At 52.7% G+C, this 21,500-nt stretch carries 23 protein-coding genes, 1 tRNA gene and 2 pseudogenes; 5 read left to right on the top strand and 21 right to left on the bottom strand.

All coding sequences use genetic code 11. From position 1 onward, the window contains the following. Window positions 1-101: 101 nt before the first annotated feature. From P7079_RS03310 to P7079_RS03300, 3 genes are all read right to left on the bottom strand, one after another. Window positions 102-422 carry a hypothetical protein gene (locus tag P7079_RS03310; protein WP_278013410.1) on the bottom strand — a complete coding sequence of 107 codons (321 nt, stop codon included), beginning with the start codon at window positions 420-422 and terminating at the stop codon, window positions 102-104. A 136-nt stretch (window positions 423-558) separates the two neighbouring features. Continuing rightward, a complete protein-coding gene (locus P7079_RS03305; RefSeq protein WP_278013409.1) occupies window positions 559-1,959 on the bottom strand; it encodes an FtsX-like permease family protein in 1,401 nt (466 codons plus the stop codon). Further along, window positions 1,956-2,705, bottom strand: coding sequence for an ABC transporter ATP-binding protein (locus P7079_RS03300; protein ID WP_278013408.1), 750 nt, complete (start codon window positions 2,703-2,705; stop codon window positions 1,956-1,958). The genes P7079_RS03305 and P7079_RS03300 overlap by 4 nt, the downstream gene beginning before the upstream one ends. A 114-nt stretch (window positions 2,706-2,819) precedes the next feature. Here P7079_RS03300 and P7079_RS03295 point away from each other — a divergent pair, with 114 nt between their 5' ends. Together P7079_RS03295 and P7079_RS03290 are read left to right on the top strand one after the other, a co-directional pair. Continuing rightward, window positions 2,820-3,545 (top strand): sensor histidine kinase, encoded by a 726-nt coding sequence (locus P7079_RS03295; RefSeq protein WP_278013407.1) that lies wholly within the window; start codon window positions 2,820-2,822, stop codon window positions 3,543-3,545. Between the two features lie 21 nt (window positions 3,546-3,566). Further along, the gene (locus P7079_RS03290; RefSeq protein WP_278013406.1) at window positions 3,567-4,238 is read left to right on the top strand and encodes a response regulator transcription factor; all 672 of its coding nucleotides are present in this window, start codon (window positions 3,567-3,569) and stop codon (window positions 4,236-4,238) included. A 6-nt stretch (window positions 4,239-4,244) separates the two neighbouring features. On the opposite strand, the gene nadE is transcribed toward P7079_RS03290, so the two are convergent. From nadE to P7079_RS03260, 6 genes are all read right to left on the bottom strand, one after another. Beyond that, window positions 4,245-5,069, bottom strand: a complete 825-nt coding sequence (gene nadE / locus P7079_RS03285; protein ID WP_278013405.1) for an NAD(+) synthase — start codon at window positions 5,067-5,069, stop codon at window positions 4,245-4,247. 253 nt (window positions 5,070-5,322) lie between these two features. Beyond that, a complete protein-coding gene (locus P7079_RS03280) occupies window positions 5,323-7,041 on the bottom strand; it encodes a phosphoenolpyruvate--protein phosphotransferase (RefSeq protein WP_278013404.1) in 1,719 nt (572 codons plus the stop codon). A 3-nt stretch (window positions 7,042-7,044) separates the two neighbouring features. After that, a complete protein-coding gene (locus P7079_RS03275; protein ID WP_278013403.1) occupies window positions 7,045-7,305 on the bottom strand; it encodes an HPr family phosphocarrier protein in 261 nt (86 codons plus the stop codon). Between the two features lie 124 nt (window positions 7,306-7,429). Beyond that, complete coding sequence (locus tag P7079_RS03270) at window positions 7,430-7,915, bottom strand: PTS sugar transporter subunit IIA (protein ID WP_278013402.1); 486 nt, start codon at window positions 7,913-7,915, stop codon at window positions 7,430-7,432. Continuing rightward, window positions 7,916-9,589: an N-acetylglucosamine-specific PTS transporter subunit IIBC gene (nagE, locus tag P7079_RS03265; RefSeq protein WP_278013401.1), complete on the bottom strand. Its 1,674-nt coding sequence runs from the start codon at window positions 9,587-9,589 to the stop codon at window positions 7,916-7,918. An 11-nt stretch (window positions 9,590-9,600) separates the two neighbouring features. Continuing rightward, window positions 9,601-10,428 (bottom strand): PRD domain-containing protein, encoded by an 828-nt coding sequence (locus P7079_RS03260; RefSeq protein WP_278013400.1) that lies wholly within the window; start codon window positions 10,426-10,428, stop codon window positions 9,601-9,603. A 403-nt stretch (window positions 10,429-10,831) separates the two neighbouring features. Between P7079_RS03260 and P7079_RS03255 the strand changes: the two genes are divergently transcribed. After that, window positions 10,832-11,611 (top strand): HNH endonuclease family protein, encoded by a 780-nt coding sequence (locus P7079_RS03255; RefSeq protein ID WP_278013399.1) that lies wholly within the window; start codon window positions 10,832-10,834, stop codon window positions 11,609-11,611. A 108-nt stretch (window positions 11,612-11,719) separates the two neighbouring features. On the opposite strand, the gene P7079_RS03250 is transcribed toward P7079_RS03255, so the two are convergent. From P7079_RS03250 to P7079_RS08485, 4 genes and pseudogenes are all read right to left on the bottom strand, one after another. Further along, on the bottom strand, window positions 11,720-12,439 hold the full coding sequence (locus tag P7079_RS03250) for a CPBP family intramembrane glutamic endopeptidase (protein ID WP_278013398.1): 720 nt from the start codon (window positions 12,437-12,439) through the stop codon (window positions 11,720-11,722). 528 nt (window positions 12,440-12,967) lie between these two features. After that, on the bottom strand, window positions 12,968-14,101 hold the full coding sequence (locus P7079_RS03245) for an LPXTG cell wall anchor domain-containing protein (RefSeq protein WP_465251487.1): 1,134 nt from the start codon (window positions 14,099-14,101) through the stop codon (window positions 12,968-12,970). Continuing rightward, window positions 13,987-14,316, bottom strand: coding sequence for a hypothetical protein (locus tag P7079_RS03240; protein ID WP_278013396.1), 330 nt, complete (start codon window positions 14,314-14,316; stop codon window positions 13,987-13,989). Before P7079_RS03240 ends, P7079_RS03245 begins: the two co-directional genes overlap by 115 nt. 570 nt (window positions 14,317-14,886) lie before the next feature. Further along, window positions 14,887-14,959 (bottom strand): annotated as a pseudogene (locus tag P7079_RS08485) (terminase); the annotation flags it as partial. Window positions 14,960-15,009: 50 nt separating this feature from the next. On the opposite strand from P7079_RS08485, the gene P7079_RS03235 reads away from it, so the two are divergent. Together P7079_RS03235 and P7079_RS03230 are read left to right on the top strand one after the other, a co-directional pair. Next, entirely contained in the window at window positions 15,010-15,576 is a 567-nt protein-coding gene (locus tag P7079_RS03235) for a ClbS/DfsB family four-helix bundle protein (protein ID WP_278013395.1), read from the top strand. Between the two features lie 676 nt (window positions 15,577-16,252). Then, window positions 16,253-17,482, top strand: a pseudogene (locus P7079_RS03230) (IS30 family transposase). A gap of 510 nt (window positions 17,483-17,992) precedes the next feature. Here P7079_RS03230 and P7079_RS03225 read toward each other — a convergent pair. The 8 genes from P7079_RS03225 to P7079_RS03195 all read right to left on the bottom strand — a co-directional run bounded on the left by P7079_RS03225 (window position 17,993) and on the right by P7079_RS03195 (window position 21,451). Then, entirely contained in the window at window positions 17,993-18,223 is a 231-nt protein-coding gene (locus P7079_RS03225; RefSeq protein ID WP_278013393.1) for a type II toxin-antitoxin system mRNA interferase toxin, RelE/StbE family, read from the bottom strand. An 80-nt stretch (window positions 18,224-18,303) separates the two neighbouring features. Beyond that, a complete protein-coding gene (locus P7079_RS03220) occupies window positions 18,304-18,567 on the bottom strand; it encodes a type II toxin-antitoxin system RelB/DinJ family antitoxin (protein WP_278013392.1) in 264 nt (87 codons plus the stop codon). Window positions 18,568-18,655: 88 nt separating this feature from the next. Next, window positions 18,656-18,922, bottom strand: coding sequence for an integrase core domain-containing protein (locus tag P7079_RS08480; protein ID WP_376987066.1), 267 nt, complete (start codon window positions 18,920-18,922; stop codon window positions 18,656-18,658). Window positions 18,923-18,937: 15 nt separating this feature from the next. After that, window positions 18,938-19,300: a DDE-type integrase/transposase/recombinase gene (locus P7079_RS03215; RefSeq protein WP_278013596.1), complete on the bottom strand. Its 363-nt coding sequence runs from the start codon at window positions 19,298-19,300 to the stop codon at window positions 18,938-18,940. Window positions 19,301-19,312: 12 nt separating this feature from the next. Beyond that, on the bottom strand, window positions 19,313-19,576 hold the full coding sequence (locus P7079_RS03210) for an IS3 family transposase (protein WP_278013391.1): 264 nt from the start codon (window positions 19,574-19,576) through the stop codon (window positions 19,313-19,315). A 399-nt stretch (window positions 19,577-19,975) separates the two neighbouring features. After that, complete coding sequence (locus P7079_RS03205) at window positions 19,976-20,467, bottom strand: hypothetical protein (RefSeq protein WP_278013390.1); 492 nt, start codon at window positions 20,465-20,467, stop codon at window positions 19,976-19,978. Beyond that, window positions 20,464-20,913 carry an SAR2788 family putative toxin gene (locus P7079_RS03200; RefSeq protein ID WP_278013389.1) on the bottom strand — a complete coding sequence of 150 codons (450 nt, stop codon included), beginning with the start codon at window positions 20,911-20,913 and terminating at the stop codon, window positions 20,464-20,466. Before P7079_RS03200 ends, P7079_RS03205 begins: the two co-directional genes overlap by 4 nt. A 462-nt stretch (window positions 20,914-21,375) precedes the next feature. Continuing rightward, a tRNA-Ala gene (locus tag P7079_RS03195) sits at window positions 21,376-21,451 on the bottom strand. Between the last annotated feature and the right edge of the window lie 49 nt (window positions 21,452-21,500).

Raw genomic sequence — 21,500 nt, 5'->3', positions numbered from 1 at the left:
CATGTTGATGCGGCAACCCCTGACAGTGCAGCTGATTGTGCAAAGGCAACGATGTTTGTTTTGTTTCCACAAATAAACACCACTTTTATATTCACTATATTTCACTGTCGAGGCGGGTTGTGTTCCCAAACGATAACTTCTTGGATAAAGACCGGTACTCCGCGAGAGGTGGCAATGAGCTTGATCATGTGTGGTACTGGTGAGTCACCGACGTCGTAGGCGCGAACCATATACCCAGTGATCCGCCCATCGTCGAAACGTGTGGCGACGGCGTCGTCAAACTTCGCTTTGATACGTGCGGCTTCAGGAGTGAGGAAGCGCGTATCGCTCTCTTCTTCCGTTCCGCCGAAACGACGCGGATAGAGATAAATTTTGACTAATGATCCTTCAGCCGCAAGGCGCTCAGCATCATGGCGTGCCATTGTTGAATAGTCGAGCCTCACTGTCCCTCCCCTCAGACTTATCCTAGCGGCACTGAGGGATGGGGGTAGAGACGTTCCTCTGCCACCATCCCTTCACCTGGGCAATTCGCGCCCCTGATTCTACTCGTGCAACTCGTTAATCGTTCTTGCGCACGTGATCGCGCACCAGCTGGTGTTGGATCGGAATCATGACGAGTACCGAGACAAGTGTCAGAACAATGCCGATTCCCACCATGACCAATAACATCGACATATTCCCTGATTTGAAAGTGGTCCCTGATGAGAGTGCCGGTAGAAATCCAATGGCAACAAGTATTGTCATCAGTGGAGTCATGGGAGCCATCACTTGAATGATGCGGGCTCGGATGAGGACGCGGAGCGGAGTGCCGATTTGCACCAGGGATCGAGCTTCGTCAGCACGATCGAAGATATCGGAGGCTTGATGGATCAACGTCGAAATCGCTCCCAAAATCACGGCGAATGCAAATGCAATCACGACGCCTTGAGAAATATCGGAAGCAATCTGCTTGACCATTGATCCGGTTTCAACGCTCCCGCTAACTCGCTCGATATTGAAAGACACGAGCGTGAGAGTCAGTGATGCAACAAGCCCCATCAAAGCAACGGAGCTAATGTTGCGCCACGCTCCACGCGCATCGCTCACTACACGGCGTATGCCAAGCAACCACGCAGGTTTTCCTATACCAAGTAAAGGACGCATCGTGATCTGGATGAACAGTGGACCCACCAGAGCAACCGCACCAAAGAGAATTCCTAGCAAGGCGGCGAACGTCATGATCTGAGTGAATTCCATGTCTTGTCCATGATCTCGATTCCCGGAGAAGTAGAGAACGACGACGAGGGCGATAGCGAACGTTCCCATGCGCCACATGCGGACGGCACCGGGTGTGACACGTCGAGCAACACCGAGCGGAGAGATTGACACCTTCGCCAAGCCCGCCATCGTCGATATGATCGAAATTGCGCTGATCAATCCGAAGGTGGCGAGTATTCCCCACCACGGGAGCATCATCTTCGCCACCGTGATCTGAACCATTGCGAAGGACAATGCCGTCCACGCCGGTAACGATGCAACATAGATTGCCATCCCGATGAGGAAGCCTAGTGAGGCGTGAATGAGGCTTTCGATAATCGACATTCCAACAACCTGTCGCGCGCTCATTCCGACAAGACGTAACGAAGCAAGACGGCGTTCACGACCATTCGCGCCGAGGCGTGCGGCGGCTGCGCCAAGAGACAGAAGCGGAATTGTCAGAAGTGCCAAGGCTAAGACAGACAGAGCAAAGTAGGTTCTGCCGTTGTCTTGAAACTGTCCGGCCTGGCCAAACTGTGTCGCGAACATCGAGCTGATCGCTTGCTGATTCGAGTGAAACATCCATACCCCGCCGAGTGTCGTGAGAGTGAGCCAGCTCGACACAGAAAAGGCCACCACAGCAAATACATCAAGCAAAGCATTGCCTGTGCGCGTAGCTAGGCGCGCCTTGGCAAGCATACTCGCCAACGAGAGTGTCCTCATCGCAGCTCCCCCTCGCTGAATTCAGCCGACGTCCCCCTGGATTCATTTGTTCCTGGAAGTGTTCGGCGTCGGGTTGGACCGTCGAAGTGAACCAATCCGTCCCGAATTTCGACCAAACGCTGGCACCACCCGGCAACCTTCGCATCGTGAGTAATCACGATCAACGTGGTGCCATTCATCTGTGCGGTTGTGGTCAGAATTTGCATCACTTCATGTCCAGTTGCCTGGTCAAGCGCACCGGTGGGCTCATCGGCAAAAATGATCGCTGGATTGTGTACCAATGCACGTGCAATTGCGACACGTTGAGCTTGTCCACCTGACATCTCCCCTGGCCGCTTGCGAGCTTGATCAGCCACCCCCAGTCGATCAAGCCACGTTTGAGCGACGTGGATCGCCTGAGATTTATTCGCTCCCTCAAGCATCAGCGGAAAGGCAACGTTCTCCTGTGCAGTGAGTTCGGGAACCAACTGACCATCTTGGAAAACGAAGCCCAGCTGCCGACGTCGCATCGCGGAACGCTTCGCATCGGAAAGTTTCGAAATCTGAGTGGCCCCCAACTCAACTGTTCCGGCGTTGGGAGTAAGAATGCCAGAAAGAACGTGGAGCAACGTGGACTTGCCCGAACCGGACGGCCCCATGATGGCAACCTGCTCTCCATGAGCAATATCAATATCCACTCCTGCCAAAGCATGGACGGAGCCGTACAACTTTGTTAAACCGCGAGCGCGGAGATTCATCGTGTTCATAGTTCTATTACAGCCTGACATCTGAGTCAGTGACATCAGGCAGGCTCCACACTTGAGGTAGAGCTAGCTCTACCTCATCACCGTTTCCCTCACCTTGAGCGTTAAACTGCAGATATGTTCACCTGGTTGTTCGGCAAACGCCGAAATATTGCACGCGAGCTTGAGCAGATCACTGCCTCGCGGCGCACGATCGTCGGCGCTTTCGAAATCGAGCGCCGCCGTATCGAGCGCGATCTACACGACGGTGCTCAGCAATACATCGTCGCAACGGGCATGGCGCTCGGTGAAGCGGACTTGATTTTGCAGTTAGCTGGAGAACTTCCACCCGAATTAGCGGACCTGCCTGAGCTGATCCACCGCGCTCAACGCGCGAACGACGACGGCATGGCGGCTATCCGAGCCACAGTGAATAACATTCATCCGAAGGTCCTGTCCGATCTCGGCTTAGAGCAGGCGGTGCGTGATGTCGCAGAGCGTGCTGAAATCCCGGTAGCTGTCCGTGTTCCCCACTCACTGCCGGCCATGCCTGAAGGAGTGATTGCCACAGGCTACTTCTTGGTGTCCGAAGCACTGACGAATGTGGCGAAATACGCCCCGGGCGCATCTGCAAATGTCGTCCTGGGAGCCGACGCAGACCTGCATATTTCGATTGCTGACACCGGGCCTGGCGGTGCGGTCTTGGTACCGGGGCGCGGTCTGGATGGGATGCGCGAACGCTTAGCTGCCTTCGGAGGTACCCTTGATGTGTCCTCTCCTGTGGGCGGCCCGACGGTCGTTCGCGCGACAATTCCTCTGCTCTTGCATCGCGGGGAAAGCGGAATTAGCCCGTTGGATTCTTAAAATATTTCAGGGAGGATATCTGTGAAAATCTTTATTGCCGACGACGCAGCACTGATCCGCGAAGGAATTGCTGGAATTTTGCGCCGTGTCGGTTTCGAGGTCATTGGCTTTGCGCAAGATGCACCGACGGCGGTGTCACGAGTGAGCGCGCTTGTGGATGCTGGGGAAAAAATCGACGTTCTTCTCACAGATGTGCGCATGCCACCGGGGATGTCCGACGACGGTCTGCGCGCCGCAGCTGAGTTGCGTGAGCGTTATCCGCAACTGGCAATCATGGTGCTGTCACAATACGTGGCTCCAGCATATGCAGCGACGTTATTTTCCTCCCCTGATCGCGGTTGCGCAGGCTTGGGTTATTTACTCAAAGAGCGTGTGTCAAAAGTTGCTGATTTTGTGACTTCGCTGAAAATGGTTGCCTCGGGTGGAGTGGTGGTTGACCCTGAAGTTGCAGCAGGGCTGATACGCGGATCATTGAACGCTTTGTCCCAGCTTTCCCCACGTGAGCGAGAAGTACTGGTACTCATGGCACGCGGTCTGTCGAATTCTCAGATCCAAGAGGAACTTTTCCTCTCCGCAGCTGCCGTATCAAAGCATGTATCCAATATTTTCACCAAGCTCGGCCTCGCCCCTGGCGAGGAAAATCGACGCGTGCGCGCAGTGCTCGCGTATCTGACTGCCACAGGACAAAACTGAGCGTGCTTATGAACGCCACCACGTATCATCTGGAGTAGCAGGCATTGCGCGTTTATGTTGTCCACGCGTCCATTTCTCCTCAAGGTTCTGTGCTGCAAGAGGATCGATGTCTTTGCCTTCGAGATAGTCGTCGATTTGGTCGTAAGTCAGACCCAGTTCATCTTCATCGGTCCGCAGAGGCTGACCGTCTAAGAGATCAGCGGTCGGAACCTTTTCCCACAGGCACTGGGGCGCTTGAAGGTATTGCAGGAGTGCGCGATTTTGGCGCTTGTTCAAGCCCGCGAGCGGAAGGAGGTCTGCAGCCCCATCACCAAACTTGGTGAAAAACGCTGTCACATTCTCAGCGGCGTGATCAGTGCCAATGACGAGCAGACCGGCGTCGCCAGCGATCGCATACTGCGCCACCATGCGCATACGAGCTTTCACATTGCCGCGGTTGAAGTCAGAAATTTCGACTTCCATCGCATTCTCGTACGCGTCCTCCATCCCCACGGTTGGAGCCTTGATGTTCAGCGTGACTTCATGGTCTGCACGGACCCATTCCATCGCAGCAGCAGCATCGGCCTCGTCTGCTTGGACACCGTAGGGCAAACGCACCGCAACGAAGGTCGCATCGTCGCCCTCGTCGCGCATTTTCTCCACGGCCATCTGAGCGAGGCGTCCGGCCAAAGTTGAGTCCACACCACCTGAGATTCCCAGGACAAAGCCTTTGGAATGCGCGTTTCGTGCATAGTCCACGAGGAATTGCACACGTGTACGGACTTCCTCAGCTGGGTCAATCTGCGGCCTGACATGCAGGGTATCAATGATTTGTCGCTGTAATTCACGCATGTGTGTATCTTATCCTTCCTGATGTTGTGGGCGCGTAACACGTGCTGCACAACCACTGTTCGTCTCTGAGTGTAGGTAAGAATTCTTTCACAGTCGTGCTGACGACTAAGACTCGATTCTTTTCCGACCGCACATCGGAGAACGGCCACATATGAGGTGGACGAGTGTGGTGCCGATTCAACTTCACAGGCCAACGTGATGAAAGAAAACGGGTGGCGAGCAAAGCTCGCCACCCGTAATGATCACATGTGCATCAAGAAACCAAAGCGGCAAGCTTTGGATGAACTTTGGCCAGAACTGCTTCACGCGCAGCATGTGCTGTGCGAGCCTGGCGCGCGATCTGCGCGAACTCAACGCATTGAGCATGACTATGGAGAGAGAGTGCGAAACGAACAGCCGATACCTTTGGCGCAGCCATCGACAACGACTTCACCCCAATGCCGGTCAGGACAAGTGCCAGGAGCGGATCGCCACCGGCTTCACCGCACACACCAATCGGATTCTCAGTTCCGTCAACAGCTGCGGCGATCATGTCGAGCACAGCTGGCTGCCACGGGCTGTTCAGGGCTGCGAGATCGCCCTGCAAGCGGTCAGCAGCCATCGTGTACTGAGTCAGATCGTTCGTACCGAGAGAACCGAATGCTCCGTTCTTGAGGACAACGCCCGATCGAATCGCAGCGGCCGGCGTCTCAATCATGATGCCTGCATTCTCAATCCCGTATTCGTGAGCCAGATCGAAGAACCAATCCGCTTCGTCAGCGTCGGCAACCATGGGAGCCATGACCCACAGAAGTGTCTCGTGTACACCGGGCAGATCCGACTCCACCACTGCACGATAGCCAGCTGCGATCGCCTCCAGCTGATCGCGAAGAAGCTGCTCGTTGCGCTGGCACATGCGAATACCACGGACACCGAGCGCTGGATTTTCTTCGTCGATCTTCTCCGTGAACTTCAGTGGCTTGTCCGAACCAGCGTCAAGCGTACGGAAAACGACCTTCTTGCCTGCGAAAGCTGCGAGCACTCGGCGGTAGGTATCGGTCTGCTCTTCGACGCTCGGCGCATCTGCGCGATCAAGGTAGAGGAACTCGGTACGGAACAAGCCGATGCCTTCAATCGGATCGTCAGAAGCGGTATGAGCTGCCGCAACTTTCTCTGCTTCCTCAGCTCCACCAATGTTGACGAGAAGCTGCACACGATGTCCATCTGACGTTTCACCCTTGCCGACGGCGGAGGCGAGAGCTTCGGCACGCACCCGAGCGCGTTCAACGAGCGCATCCGCTTCTTCTTCAGATGGGTCAACAAGCACAATGCCTCGCTCGCCATCGACTCCAATGGTAGTTCCAGTAGCAATTTCACCAGCGCCATTTGCGCGCACAACTGCTGGGATGCCCAACTGCGCACACAAAATCGCAGTGTGCGAGGTTGGTCCGCCTTTTTCAGTCACGACGGCGAGCACGCGATGAGGATCCAACGTTGCAGTATCAGCAGGAGCAAGATCGTCGGCCACAATCACTGCTTCGCCGTCAAATGCGGGGATCCCTGGTTGAGGAAGGCCAGCAAGTTCAGCGATAGCGCGATCACGGATATCGGCAAGGTCTGAGACACGCTCAGCCATGTAGCCGCCGATCTTTTCAAGTTTGGCCGAATAGTCTGCGACAGCCGCACGCACTGCTTCAACTGGCCCCGATCCAGCATCAGCCTTCTTCGCGACTGCCTTGACGAGGCCTCGGTCGGTTGCCAGACCTGCGGTAGCCTCCAGAACCTCCTTCGCATGTCCTTCGACATTCGCTGCACGCTTCGTAAGATGCTCAGCAACTGCGCCGAGCGCTGCCGTCGCAAGTTCACGGGCTGCGCCAGAATCAGCGAACTCAACTTCTTTCACCGCGTCGGCATCGACGCGTTCCACAACAACGGCAGACGCGACAGCACTTCCGGCGAAAACTCCGATGCCCTTCAGGCTCTGCGAGGCCACGGATCACTCCTCTCCGTCGAGATCCGACGCGATGAGATCCGCAATGGTGTTCACTGCTACCTCGTCTTCGCCGCTGACGGTGACCTCGTCGCCGTTCATTGCGCCCAGAGACATGATCTCCAGAATCGATGCTGCATCTGCTTCTTCTTCGCCAAAGGTCAGAAGAATATCTACGCCGGCTTCTTCGGCAGCCTCAGCAACCTTTGCTGCCGGACGGGCGTGAAGACCAACCTTTGAGCCAACAGTAACAACGCGCTCAGCCATGAGTGTTCCTTTCGATTAATGCGGATGGCCCGCAAGTGTGAGTGACGCGAGGTGTTTCGCGCCGTTTATTTCATTAGGTCAATCGGGTGAGGGGGCCGGCAATCGGCCCCCTCACCCATGTCGATTACACGAGAGTGACAGTAGCGGCTACTTCGGATGGATCTATGGGACCAACGTTCACTTTCACCGAGTCAACTTGTGTCTTCTTGGTGAAAACGATCGGAGTGACAAGCGACTTTCCCGCATCTCGCACCGATTGCGCATCGACGCGAATGATCGGGGTACCTGCCACGACTTCAGCGCCAGATTCCACCAACGCCTCCATACCTTTTCCTCCCAGTTCCACAGTATCCATACCGATGTGAACAAGGACGTCCACGCCCCTGGGCGTGCGCATCGAGAACGCATGATGGGTCTTGAAAATCTTCACCACAGTTCCATCGATCGGCGCAATCACCTCGACCACGCTGGCTGATGGATCCGGGCTCACCGCAAAACCATCGCCGAGCATACGCGAGGAAAATGCTTCGTCTGGAACATCATCCAGAGCAAGCACTGTTCCCGCAAATGGAGCGTGAAACTCTTCCTTCTTCTTGCCAAAGCCGAACACTTAAACCTCCTGCTCACCCTTCAGGGACACGTTTGAGGAAGCCAGCTGTCCGGCAACCTCTTCATACATGAACTCTACCTGGGGGCCAACAATGACCTGGACTGCTGTTTGCGATGGGCGAATCAGTCCGGCGACACCGGTGGACTTGATCAGCTTTTCGTTCACCTTTGCATGATCGCGCACGGTGGTGCGAAGACGGGTGGTGCAGTAGTCGATCTCGTTGATGTTCTCAGCTCCGCCAAGACCAGCAATGATCTTGGAGGCTGCATCGGCGAAGTCCGAATCCGAGGTCAGAGTGGACTTTTCGCTGCCGTCCTCATCCTCATGACGGCCAGGGGTACGCATATCGAATGCTCCGATGAGGAAGTAGAACACCGCGAAGTAAATCGCGAAGAACACCAGACCCATCACCAATAGCATGTACCACTGATGTGCCAGCGGGTTGCGAGCCGAGAGGAGCATATCGACGAAGCCAGCTGAGAAGCCAAAACCAGCAGTCCAATGCATAGCGGCTGCAATTGCCACGGAGATACCGGTCAGAAGGGCATGTACGAGGTACAGAGCCGGCGCGAGGAACATGAAGGAGAACTCGATTGGCTCAGTCACACCAGTGAAGAACGATGCCAGAGCGCCAGCCATCATCAGAGCGCCGGTCGCCTTCTTGGACTTCGAATCTGCACGCAGGTACATAGCCAGACCCGCAGCCGGCAGGCCAAACATCATGATGGGGAAGAAGCCGCCCTGGTAGCGCCCAATGTAGCCAATGACTTCACACGATGAACCGTTCCAGAAGCCAGCACCGAAGCACTGATCGGCAGTGGTCACAGCAGCAGCGTCCTGGATGGTCTTGGCGCCGTTGAGGAAGTTACCAATATCGTTGATACCCACCACATCGAACCAGAAGATCGAGTTCAGAGCGTGGTGAAGACCAGTTGGAATGAGGAGTCGATTAACAAAGCCGTACAAGCCTGCGCCCACAGCGCCAAGCCCGGAGATCCACTGGCCGAAAGAGAACAGAGCATGGTAAAGCAAAGGCCATGCGAAGAACAGGATAACAGCCAAGAGGATGGAGAACAGTGAAGTCAGAATCGGAACGAGACGACGGCCTGAGAAGAATGCCAAGTAATCCGGCAGCTTCGTGCGGTGGAAGCGGTTGTATACCCACGCAGCGAGAAGGCCGACGAGGATACCGATGAGCACGTTCTTATCGTTGATCGCGCCCCAACCTTGAGCTGCCCAATCCTCTGGGTAAACGAAAACCTCTTTACAGTTTTTCGCAGCATCAAAGACGAAATCTGCGGCGGCCGAGCCATTTTCACCCACGGGAATAGAGCAGTCCTTTGTCTTATCCAGTCCCTTGAGAATCTCAACGGTTCCTGGCATAAGCAAAAGCTTGATGGTGCCGTATCCGAGGAAGCCAGAGAGCGCTGCTGCCCCGTTATGATCACGGGCGAGACCAAACGCAATCGCCACCGCGAAGATCCATCCGAGATTATCGAGTACTGCAGCACCAGCCTTGATCAGCACGAGTGCCACAACGCTGTTTGCACCCCAACCGGTCGGGTCGATCCAGTAACCGATACCCATGAGAATTGCAGCCACAGGCATGACTGCGACGGCGCCCATGAGCGCCTTACCGAGCTTCTGTAAGCTCGCAATTGTCTTTCCTCCCACGGAAAAACTCCTTATCGTTGTGCATCGGCATCCATTCGCCACCCGTGTAAGGTCACTGCGAAGAACGCCGCTTCCCCGCTATCCGCATCATTGACGGACGTGGCAGGGATCTTTCGGATAATTTGCTGTGCGAAGGCGTAATCCTTCGGCAATGCGGCACAGATCGCATCCGCCGCGGCATTGTCACGGAATTGTTTCGCCTCCACGCGGCCAATAAGCCGCGCGAGCTCGGACGCAATTGCGGGCCGTGAAACCTCAGCCTCGAGGTAGGCCACAACCGCACCGACGAGCTTTGACAAGAGATTGGCGATGGCGACGGATCGCTTCACCGATGCTCCTGTGCGTGCCGCATACAGATGCAGTGCGATATATCCCGCTTCATCGATGGGGAGATCAACACCGATTTCACTCGATACATCAGCAAGCACTCGCTCTGCCGCTGCGAACTCAAGCGGGAACCCTGCCTGGATTTCACCAAGAAGTTCGTTGGGCACATACATCCCGGCTTTGTACCGCTCAATGGCGAACGCGAGGTGATCTACAAGCATCACGTACACCGAAGGATGAACGTCTGCAATCCCCTCGGCGGCTCGATCAACCGCTTGAGCCACAGAATTTGCCAGATGTGGTTGTCGCAGTGCCAGCGCTTTCAGCGTCTGAATGCGTTCAGCATTAGCTTCCACGTACTGTCGTTGAATCGCTTCCGGTGGGATAACGTCCCCTGGGTGCTTGTCGAATCCGATTCCCTTTCCAGCAAGCACAACTTCGGCGTCACCAACACGGGCAAGAACCACGTTGTTGTTGAACGCGCGAATCACGCGAGCAAGACTTTCGGACACTTGAGCTCCTCGTTGAGCGACATGGGCACAGTAACGTACCTCAGTCCTGGTCATGCCTGAGAATCAGTAACACCCAGATGGAAACTAACACTATTAGTTTACCGGACATTCACGAAAAAGTGAGAGCTGGAACACCAATCTCCCCATTTACGTCCGTCGCAAGCTCTTTTCTGCCGTGTCCCTGACCAACGTTGCACCTCCATGCACGCTAAATCACCGCTGTCATGGAAGGTCAGCAAGCTGAATAGTGGCGCAAGAGGGAACAAAATGGGTTGTGGATACATCTCTCGTATCCTCCTACGGTTGGCTATGTGGACTTGTGTAGTGTTCCTCAAGTTAGACCTGTGGAAAAAGCGTGAGTTACCGACGCGCATCATGGGAAAATCACGCCAGGAGGAGTCTGATGAAACGTTCACGATGGTTGACTTCAGTATGCATTGCCGCTCTGGCCTGGTTGACGATCCCAGGGCTTGGACCCGATATTGCCCGAATCGAGGCAGGTTGGGGCGTCAAAATTACTCCTGGTGACTGGCGTGGCCCGCTGTCGTATCCTCCGGTGGTTACTTTGCCTGACACCGCAGTAGTGCGTGCGCTTGCGAGCCTGACCGTACGCGGGCACGAGAAAGTGCCGCGTTACCAACGTTCAGCCTTCGGACAGACCTGGGCCGACGTCGATCGCAACGGCTGTGACACTCGGAACGACATTCTTGCTCGCGACCTGCGCAATACCACTTTCCGGCCAGGTACTCATCGCTGTGTGGTGACAAGCGGGCAACTCCTCGACCCGTACACAGGAAAAACTATCAATTTCGTCAAAGGACAAAAGACATCCGAGGCTGTACAGATCGATCATGTCGTAGCACTCGCAAATGCCTGGCAATCGGGAGCTTGGAGATGGGATGCACACAGGCGGGAAGAATTCGCTAACGAACCGAGAAATCTCCTCGCTGTCGATGGTCCCGCGAATCAGGAAAAATCTGCCGACGACGCCGCTCATTGGCTCCCAGCAAACTCCGATTTCCAGTGCATGTATGTCACCACACAGATCCAGGTTAAAAGTGCGTGGGGTTTGAGTGTCACATCTGAAGAAAAAGATGCGATGGCACGAGTGTTGGCGAACTGCCCACTGCCGTCGGGGAGGACTGAAATCAGCCCTCCCCATGCAGATACGGGTGGATCCTAGTCCTCCTTAGCACGTTGGACCGCACCCGGAATACGCGCTAAGGAGGACCCGCAGGCTTTTCTTCCCTCCCAGACGGAAGAAACCTAGACTCCTTCAGTTCTTCTTTGGTTACTTTTTGACGATCTGATTTGAGAGCAGTTCACGGTGCCGGAAAATAATCACGAACATTGCAATAATTTCAAGCAGTGGCACGATGGCAACAAATTGAGTAATAGTCGGATCTGGCGCGATAGTAAGCGTGAAACCAACATAATCCCACATCGCATGTGCGACAATCACCCACATAATATTGCGCGAATAAAGATACATCACAGCGTATACTAAACCTGCTACAAAAGTTGCAAGTAGCTGTTTGACAGTACTCGCGCCAGATTGACCGCCAAAGATATTAACAATATGAAAAAGCGAGAATAGCACTGCGCTGATCAGGATGGCACTTCTCGGAGAGGTTGATTTGAGGAGGGAGGATAGAACAACCTTACGGAAAATAAGTTCTTCTCCGACACCAACCGAGATAGCTAAAATCAGGGGTGCAAAAAATCGCCAGTCCAGTGCAGCATTCGACGATATGCAATATGCAAAAATAATTGCAGAGGGAACAAGGGGAATCAGAATCAGTTTCCACCCCGGACGAGACACTTCAGGTAAGGAACTTGGGCGCAGATAACAATAGATGAAACTTGCAGCAGCAATAATTGCGAAAGCCCAGCAGGAAGCCTGAATAAAGGCGAAAGTTCCATAGCTAATATTTTTGACATGATAAATGTAAGCAAACAGGATGCCCGTTACAAGGGTGTAGAGTAGCGGGAAAGAAAAGTGCTTTTTCATAAAACTCCAATGGTATCTCGGGTTTCAAAGTTAATGATTAAAATTACGCCGTTGAGTTTATCAGCTGCTTTTTCAAAAAATCTGGTTTTGGAGTGTCCCAGGTTTTGTTTTGTGTGAGGAGATGGAGAGATCTGGAACATACCAAAGAAATTTGACCAGGGCGTTAAGGTTCAGTAGTCGTTCACCGGATCACACACCACCACGGCAACCGTCGTGTTCTGATCAATCACGAATCAGGCTACATCTTAGAGTACCAACCTTAGCAATACTCCACCATCAAAGAGCGCCCCGGGCTTCGAAACCACGGTTTCATTCGTATAATTCACCCAACCGTTGTCACTAAACTGGGCCTTCTTTGCTCAACGGCAACAGAGAAGCACTCCCTGAAAGAAGGAGCCACATTTAATGCGTCCAACTTTCAGGGAGCACTTCACAAGTGTTTCGAAGCCAGGCCCCTGCAGGCCAAAATGCAGGACACGTTTTACGTTAACCAAGGTTCAGTCAACAATTCAACGAGTCCCTTGCTCCTTATTGATGTGAGTGAGTTTTGCGTGCTCGATGAGCGAGGAGGCCGGTGCCGATCATCAGCGTAGAGATGAAGGCCAAAAGCCCGACCGTGGCACCCGTCTGCGGCAGCTTAGAAGACGGACCTTGCACATGCGGGGTCACCTTCGGTGCAACTTCACTATTCGGCATCTTCATCTTCGGCTTATCAGTGTCAGGCACAGGAACCCCCGGCTGACCTGGATCACCCTTGTCGCCCTTGGGACCTGGCTGGCCTGGGTCACCCTTGTCACCCTTGGGGCCTGGCTGGCCTGGATCACCCTTGTCGCCTTTATCTCCCTTGGGGCCTGGCTGGCCTGGATCGCCCTTGTCGCCTTTGTCGCCCTTGGGGCCTGGCTGGCCTGGATCGCCCTTGTCGCCTTTGTCGCCCTTGGGGCCTGGCTGGCCTGGGTCGCCCTTGTCGCCTTTGTCGCCCTTGGGGCCGCGAGGACCAAGGATCTTGCCAAGGTTGAGTTCACGACCATCAGTGAGTGTGATCGTGAGATTACCTTGGTTATCGATCCTGATGTCAAGGACACCGACACCGTCTTTACCATCCTTGCCATTGTGGCCAGGTGCTCCGTCTTGACCATTGCGTCCGGGCTGACCATCCTTACCCGGTGCGCCTTCTGGACCACGCGGTCCTGCCGGCCCCGGATCACCCTTGGGGCCTTGCGGCCCGGTCTTGCCTGGCTTGCCATCATGACCATTGCGTCCGGGCTGACCATCCTTACCCGGTGCTCCTTCTGGACCACGCGGCCCTACCGGCCCCGGATCACCCTTTTTACACTTACACTTCTTCTCTTCAGGAGTGGGCAATACCGGCTTTTCTGGCTTACCTTCCTCAGTGAATACTGCTCTCAATAGCTTTTGTTGTTTTGCGCTTTCGCTTGCATTTTTGTAAAAGAGAAGCTCAGAGCCATTTCGAGGCTCAACTAATTTGAGATCTTTGATCTTAGAGGCTTCACTCGAAAGTTCGTGAATTTGAGAGGCATTTTCACCGGTCAAGAGTTTGTACGCGGCAAAGATCTTTTTTTGCTCACTTTCAGTGGCCTTATCAAATTTCTTTTTGACACTGCCATACCTTCCCCCATCCAAAAACCAGTCATATCGATCCACAATCTTCCAGATAGCGTGTTGAGTTGCGGTATAGAACTGCTCATTTGTGAGCCCGAGAGTTTTTGAATATTTCCCGCGTCACTAGGAAAACCATTCCACAATGTTTTCAATAGAACCTTTTGCTTACTCGTATCAATTCGAGAATCTTCTGTCCACTTATTTGTCGGCGCAGAATAGGTTTCATTACTGTTCACAGGATCAAATAGCGCAGCCATTCTATCGGTAGTGTGAGAAGATTTTTTCCACACCAAACTGCTCGGGAATATCCGCGATAGATCAAAGCAGTAAACGAGATTATAAAATTTTTCTACAGGGGTACTTTCAGGATTAAACGTGGCTTTTTCCCAGCGTCCATCCTCTTTAGGTTTTCTTTCATCAGTGAGATCAGGACGTTGGGAAGACGGAATCTGAGTGTACGTAGTGTCTAGTGTTGAATTGCCGTTATCCTTTTTGCAGCAAAAAGGAATATAGTGTCACCAAGACTGCTGAGAAAGTCCTTAGTCTTCTCTTGAGAGGAACTAAAAATCCCGAATCCTAGGTACACATCATCTGATTTTTTCTCATCCACTGCTGTAGCTGTCGCTACTCCATTGAATAGCAGAGTGCCCGATAAAACGGAAGCGGACATAATTCGGCTTAATTTAATCACTCGAAAATCCTCAGTGCGTAAATAATATTGAATTTCACTTAGCTGTTGTGCGCGCAGACTAGCAGGGAAAATACAACCATCTCCACCCCCATATTGTCCATTCCGTTCCGTATGTCGCCAGACACATATCAGAATATTCATTCAACGGGTCAGGCTTTTGCACCTGCTCTCACGCGGCGTCCGCCACAATTGGTGCCGTCTTTCGCCACGGCGTGAGCCTCCTCTACTCATTTCGTGCCGTCCTATGTTACAATTAGGTATGGGCCGAGCGAAAACGAAAACGGAACTGTTAGAAGCAACCACTTCCCGATGGGAGGTGCTGCAAGCATTGATTGACTCCATGCGGCCAGAGATCGAAAGCGCCAGTTTGTTTTTCGGTGCTGACTTCGACCGTCCTGAACCCCACTGGGCCAGGGACAAGAATCTAGGCGATGTTCTTGCCCATCTATATGCGTGGCAAACAATGCTGTTCGACTTCGTTGACGCCAATCAAAATGGAACCGCCCAGCCATTCCTGCCCGCACCTCACACGTGGCGAACCACTCCAGCCCTGAATACGGAAATCTGGGAGCACTACCACAACACATCCTTGGGTGACATCGAGGAAATGCTGGCCTCGAGCCATTTCCAGATCATCGAGCTCATCAAAACCTTCACCGATGAGGAACTATTCACTAAGAAACATTTCCCGTGGACAGGAACCACCTCGTTAGGCTCCTACCTGGTGTCAGCAGCACCCAGCCACTACGACTGGGCTATTAAGAAACTGCGCGTCCACCAGAAAGCCAACAAATCACACCCGAAACCTCAAAAGCCCAAACCGTAAAACGCGCCAGCTCAAGGCGGCGTGTCAATACGCTGTTTGATTCGGGAACTTTGTGTACAGTTGGCCCGTCCGCTGAGCCCTGACAAGGCATGAAAGTAAGGTTGCGCCGCCATCCCGAGGTCGAGGGACGCCGTACCATCTTTTGGCACATCATCTCCGGCGGAAAGTAGCCTGAAGCTTCTCAGCAAATCGAGCCTCAGCGATGTGGACGTATCCGATGAACGCAGATCTCACTGAGATCGTCAATCTCGAATTCCCCTAAGAGGTTGAAGTCCGTTGGTGGAAGGACAAGAAGCGCACTGAGACGACGTCTTCTACATCGAGCACGCCTCCGATCTAGAAATGTGCCTCCGTGTCTTCCAACGCATCTTCATGCACATGGGGCAAGAGCAGCACTACAATATGATGATGAACCTCCCCCACACCTTCATGCTCCTCCCAGTCCGGTAGGCGCAAATAACACGAACATCTGCCAACTAGGGAGAAGCAGAAAATGAAATTCATCGACGAGCTCGAAAAAATTCTCAAGAACGACGAACGATTTGTCACCGAAGACGGACAGCTCCTCAAACCGCGAATTCAAGATGCGGCAACCCAGCTTGCCCCCCCCCTATTCAGGCACTCCTCGGTTAGAATCTAGCGATCATTGCAACACCTCCAACCCATGGAGGAAACAATGCACCACCACTACAACGGAACCAAATACCCAACACGTACACAAGCCCTCACAGCACGCAAAGAACACTATTTCCAACTCATCAGCAACGGCATAAACTTCACCCAAGCCGCCAAAACCGTCGGCGTCTGAAAACGAACTGGAAAAGTCTGGCGCAACGGCAGAACCCGCAGCACCGGCCGCAACGAGAAACCAACCATTGACTGGTACTCTGCCACCATGGCCCAACCCAAACAACTGCATCACAAATATCTGTCACAAGACGAACGCATAAGCATCGCGCCCTGGCACGCACAAGGCCACTCAATAAGACAAATAGCAGCAAAACTAGGCCGCGCGCCCTCAACAATCAGCAGAGAAATCAGACTCAATCTAAACCAGAAAACCACTAGATACGAACCCTACCGGGCACACCAGCAGTCACAAACCCGTCTTAAGCGGCCTAAACCTGCCAAAATTGTTCGTAACCAAAAACTGTTTGCCCAGATACAGCAAGGACTCCAAAAGCACTGGAGCCCAACCCAGATCGCCAAACGGTTACGCATGGATTTCCCGAATGATGAGGTAATGAATGTGTGCGCTGAAACTATCTACCAAGCAATCTACGTGCATGCCCGCGGGCAGCTAAAACTAGATGTCCGCAAAGCTTTACGTTCGGGGCGTACAAAACGTAAACCACAAGGCGGGCCGGCAACTCGTAAACCGCGCTTTCGAGACCCGATGATTATGATCGCTGACCGGCCAACTGAAGTGGAAGATCGTGTTATTCCCGGCCATTGGGAAGGCGATCTTATTCTCGGTAAGGGAAACAGAAGTGCTATCGGCACCTTGGTCGAAAGAACCACCAGGTTCACAATCCTGCTGCACCTGCCAACAGGACACCATGATTCTAAAACTGTTGAACAAGCAATTATCAAGAAAACGCAGAGACTGCCTCAGCTGCTTCGCAATAGCCTTACTTGGGATCAGGGCAGTGAAATGGCGCTTCATAAAGATATCAAAGCAACACTCGATATGGATGTTTACTTCTGTGATCCGCATTCGCCTTGGCAGCATGGCACGAATGAGAACACGAATGGGTTGTTGCGTCAGTACTTCCCCAAAGGTATCGATTTGAGCGAGTTTTCTAAGGCCTATCTGGATACTGTTGCTGAAGAGCTCAATGATCGGCCGCGGACTGTGTTAGATTTCTATAAACCAAGTGAGAAAATATTTGAGCTGCTTGATTAATGAACTTTGGGTGTTGCAACCACCACTAGAAACCGCCCGTGGACAATATCGACTATCGCATTATTGGTTTGCCTTTCTACAACCAAGAAAACAGGATGAGCGAATTCCGGCAAGCTCTTGAGGGAGTGCGTAAGCAAGATGTCTGAAGAACTTCAACCAGAAATGCAGCCGGCTACGGCCAACGGAAGCGAAAAGGATGGCCGTTGGTCTAAACAATTCGGCGACTTCGCCGAGGATCTTGTATTACATCTGGGCCGAGGGGCGAAACAAGCACTACCTCAGCGAGAATTTTCAGGGTGAAAACCGAAGGCGTTGGAGCCATTTAATTGACTATACTGAGTATCACCCCGCCAAGACACGAAGAGCCAGTAAAACTCGGGAACCGAAAGGTTCTTTTCGTACCCACACTTTTGTATCCAAAATTGAGTGCTAATGGTTGTTACCACGTAGCTATTGATACGACCCCTGCGGGTGGGTGCAAAATCGCAATTCTCATGCACCACCTGTTGACTAGGGGTTTGACCGGAATATTTCGTCACGGGTGCCGGTGCGCAGGAAGATTGCAAGACCGTCGGAGACCTGCCAGACGCACAACCAGTCGCCCAAGTTGGCCACATGGCACTCCTTGGCTCCGGCCCAGTTCCCCTTCAGCTCATGCATCCGGTGCCGACGACGCAGCTCCACCAACGATTCTTTATCGTTTTGGACGATGAGTTGAATGACGCCCTTGAGCAAGCTCATGTCGGCATGTTTCTTCTTCAGGCGCTTGACATCCTTCTCAAACCTGGACGTGTACTCGGGCCACAACATTACTGATGGACCTAGATACCGAGAGCTTCAAACACCTGCTCAGGCGTCTCAAACCGAGACTGCCCTTCCTCGAACATACGCTTAGCTTCTGCCAGAGCTTCGAGGGAAGTATCGTTCGGTTCGCCGTAGCTGAGATTCAGCGGGATTCGGTTTTCGCGGATCATCTGCTTGTAAAAGGCGCGCGTCACCGACGACAGATCGAAGCCAAAGTCCTCAGCGATCGCGGCCGCGGCCTCTTTCGTCTCGTCATCGACCCGTACAGTAACTGAACCCATAACACCCTCCTTGCAAGACATTCTAACACTGCCGTCTTACAAGTAGAAGGGCGTGATTAGGTATAATGAAATGCCCCGAGTTTTGTTCCTAGGCGTTTGCCTTGATTTCTATTATTTCCTGTGGCGGGTTCTGGTTCCAAAATTCGGTTTCCACCTCGACCGGGGTTCGGTATCCCAAGCTTTGGTGGAGTCTAGTCTCGTTCCACCAGGACACCCACTCGAATGTTGCGATTTCTACCTCGACACCGTCATCCCACCTGCGAGTATGGATTAGCTTGTTTTTGTAGGAGCCGTTAACGTTTTCGGCCAGAGCATTGTCATAGGAGCCGCCAACCGTCCCGGTGGAAGCGGCAATCCCGTGCTGGGCAAGTCACTCGTTGTAGACAACGCTGACATACTGCGACCCGTGATCTAAATGGTGAATGAGACCTGTTGTTTCCTCAGCACACACGATCACCAGGTTGAAAGCTTGCAGCGGCAAAGCTTCGGAGCACATGGAATCTGATAACACCCACCCAACGATCCGTCGGGAGTAAACGTCGGTGACAAACGCGGCGTACACAAACCCTTTCTTCGCGCACACATACGTAATGTCAGCCACCCACAGTTTGTTCGGACTCTGGACTTTGAAATCACGCTCGACCAAGTCTGGGCACAGATCAGGCACGTTAGGCTTACGGGTTGTGATAGGTGATCTGCCTTTGCCTTTGCCACAAACACCAGCCAGGCTCATCAACCGAGCAGTTTATTCACAACCGATATCAATTCCCTCACGGCGAAGAGCATGCCACATTTTCCACACACCATAGACACCATAATTATCCCGATGAACAGCACTAATGCGTTCAAACAGCACAGCATCACGAAGGCGACGAACACTTAATCCACAGGCCTTGGATTGGCGATACCCACGCGAGGTGATAAACCCACCAACCCGGTTATTCTTCAACGTCTTACAGATGAACACGACAAAGAAAATACTCCGGTACTCATCGACAAACCGGATCATTTCCTACGTTTTGGGTCGAGTTCCGACGCGAAAAAAAGCTGAAGCAGCCTTCAACAGCTCGTTAGTGTCACCTAGCTCTTGATTCTCACGACGTAGCCTCGCGTTCTCGGCAACCAAATCTTCAGACACAGGTTCTGGAATGTTTCCCGCACGGCGGGCCTGCTGGACCCATTGACAGGCCGTGTGCCATAAAACTCCCAGCTTTGGAACTACTACCTAGCACACGGCTTGCATCGACATGTTTTCCGCCAAAATACGGTCTTCCACGAGACAGACCACACAATCCTTGGCATCCTGGTCACATTTCCTTGGCACGTTCCAGATTCTCCCATCTACCCAAACAGAACAAAACCCGGGACACTTCATACCGACAACCGCCAATCTTCGATTCGTTGGCTATTAGTCAAGCACTTGATCAAGCAAGCTGGTTGGTCGAACTTCAAACTTTAGCTTATTCAAATGCAGAAGGTACTGACCAAAGTCGGTCACTATCGATTGCTTCTTATCGCTGAAGTCCGGATGCTCAACGAAAGTGTCTTGCACATATTCCATGAGAGCCTCCACTCGAGCAATCTTCTTTTCTGCGAATTCTTCAAGTAACAGCATGGAAAGCTCAGCAACATTGTCACAGCACCATGGTACTACCAGATGGAGGTTCGACACTAAAGCGATGGCAATCTCATCATCTTCACTTCCGTCCAAGCTTCTTATTGCCGATACTACGAAGCGCGAAAAACTTTTATAGTTCTCGTCTGACTCCTTCCATTCCGAGTACATATTAGGTTCCCAGAATCCAACAGGACGAGAAAGAATCTCGTTCCTCAATTCGCCAGCAGATAATGAATTTACTGACTCTACTAGGTCAGTAAAGTACTCATAATCGCTACTCATTTAACCACCCAAGCATCAGATACCTTGCCCCCGCTCTTGGCATAGCGAGCAATTACTTTCTTGCCTTTGTACCAGTACGTCACTTCAACATGGTACTTATACGCCTTGTGCGTGCCATTCGCCATAGCATTTCCAACAATCTCAGCAATCTGCCCGCGAGATTTCGCACCTACAAGCTTCCAATTGTGCTTAGCCTGCATAATATGCTTCCAGCCGTTTGAGTTTAGAGCGTTGAGCAAGTAACTCTTTGCAGCCTTCTTAATCTGTGTCTTGGTGTACTGCTTAATCGCTACCTTCAATCCAACTCGTACGACTGCTCCAAGCACAACCAGTACAGGAAATGCTTGTGCCTCAGCAAGCGTCGTATTGATTGTCAGCAACTCGCCAGTGGCGCGAGAGCGTAGCTCTGCGACGTAATCACCACTATCCTCATTGAGAACAGTCAAGCTTACTACATCCAGCGAATCAGAAAGTTCATCGCCGTCAAGAACTGCCGATACTTCTACGTTAATAACTCCGTCGCCGTGGAGAACAACCGTAGCTCCTCCATCTATCGCTCGACGTCAACTACGGTTATTTCCTCGACACTTGGATCGTTAAGAGCATTAGAAACGAAAACGTCATCTACTTCCTCGGAAACGCTCTCCTTGATACCGTCGTCGGTAATACCGAGCGATTGTTGGGTTTGGCTTATCTCTTCACTGGAATAAGTGGCACTATCCCCTTAGATCGCCATTCGCGACCCGATCGAAGCACCTAAAACACACCCAAGCGCCCGCTTCCACGCCCGCTCCAAGCCATACCAGAAACACAACAAACCCCTCGTTTTCCTTGTTCTACTAGGTAAAACTCGAAACCCGAGGGGTTCATTTCGCACCCACACTTTTGTATCCAAAGTTGAGTGCTAATGGTGGAGCATAGGGGATTCGAACCCCTGACCTCTTCCATGCCATGGAAGCGCGCTACCAACTGCGCCAATGCCCCGCAAGACTTGATCAATACTACGCGAGATTCTTCAATTTCGCTAATTCGC

Source organism: Arcanobacterium canis (assembly GCF_029625435.1).
Classification (GTDB): domain Bacteria; phylum Actinomycetota; class Actinomycetes; order Actinomycetales; family Actinomycetaceae; genus Arcanobacterium; species Arcanobacterium canis.
Note: the sequence above shows the minus strand (reverse complement) of the source record. Positions and strands in the feature narration are given on the sequence as shown.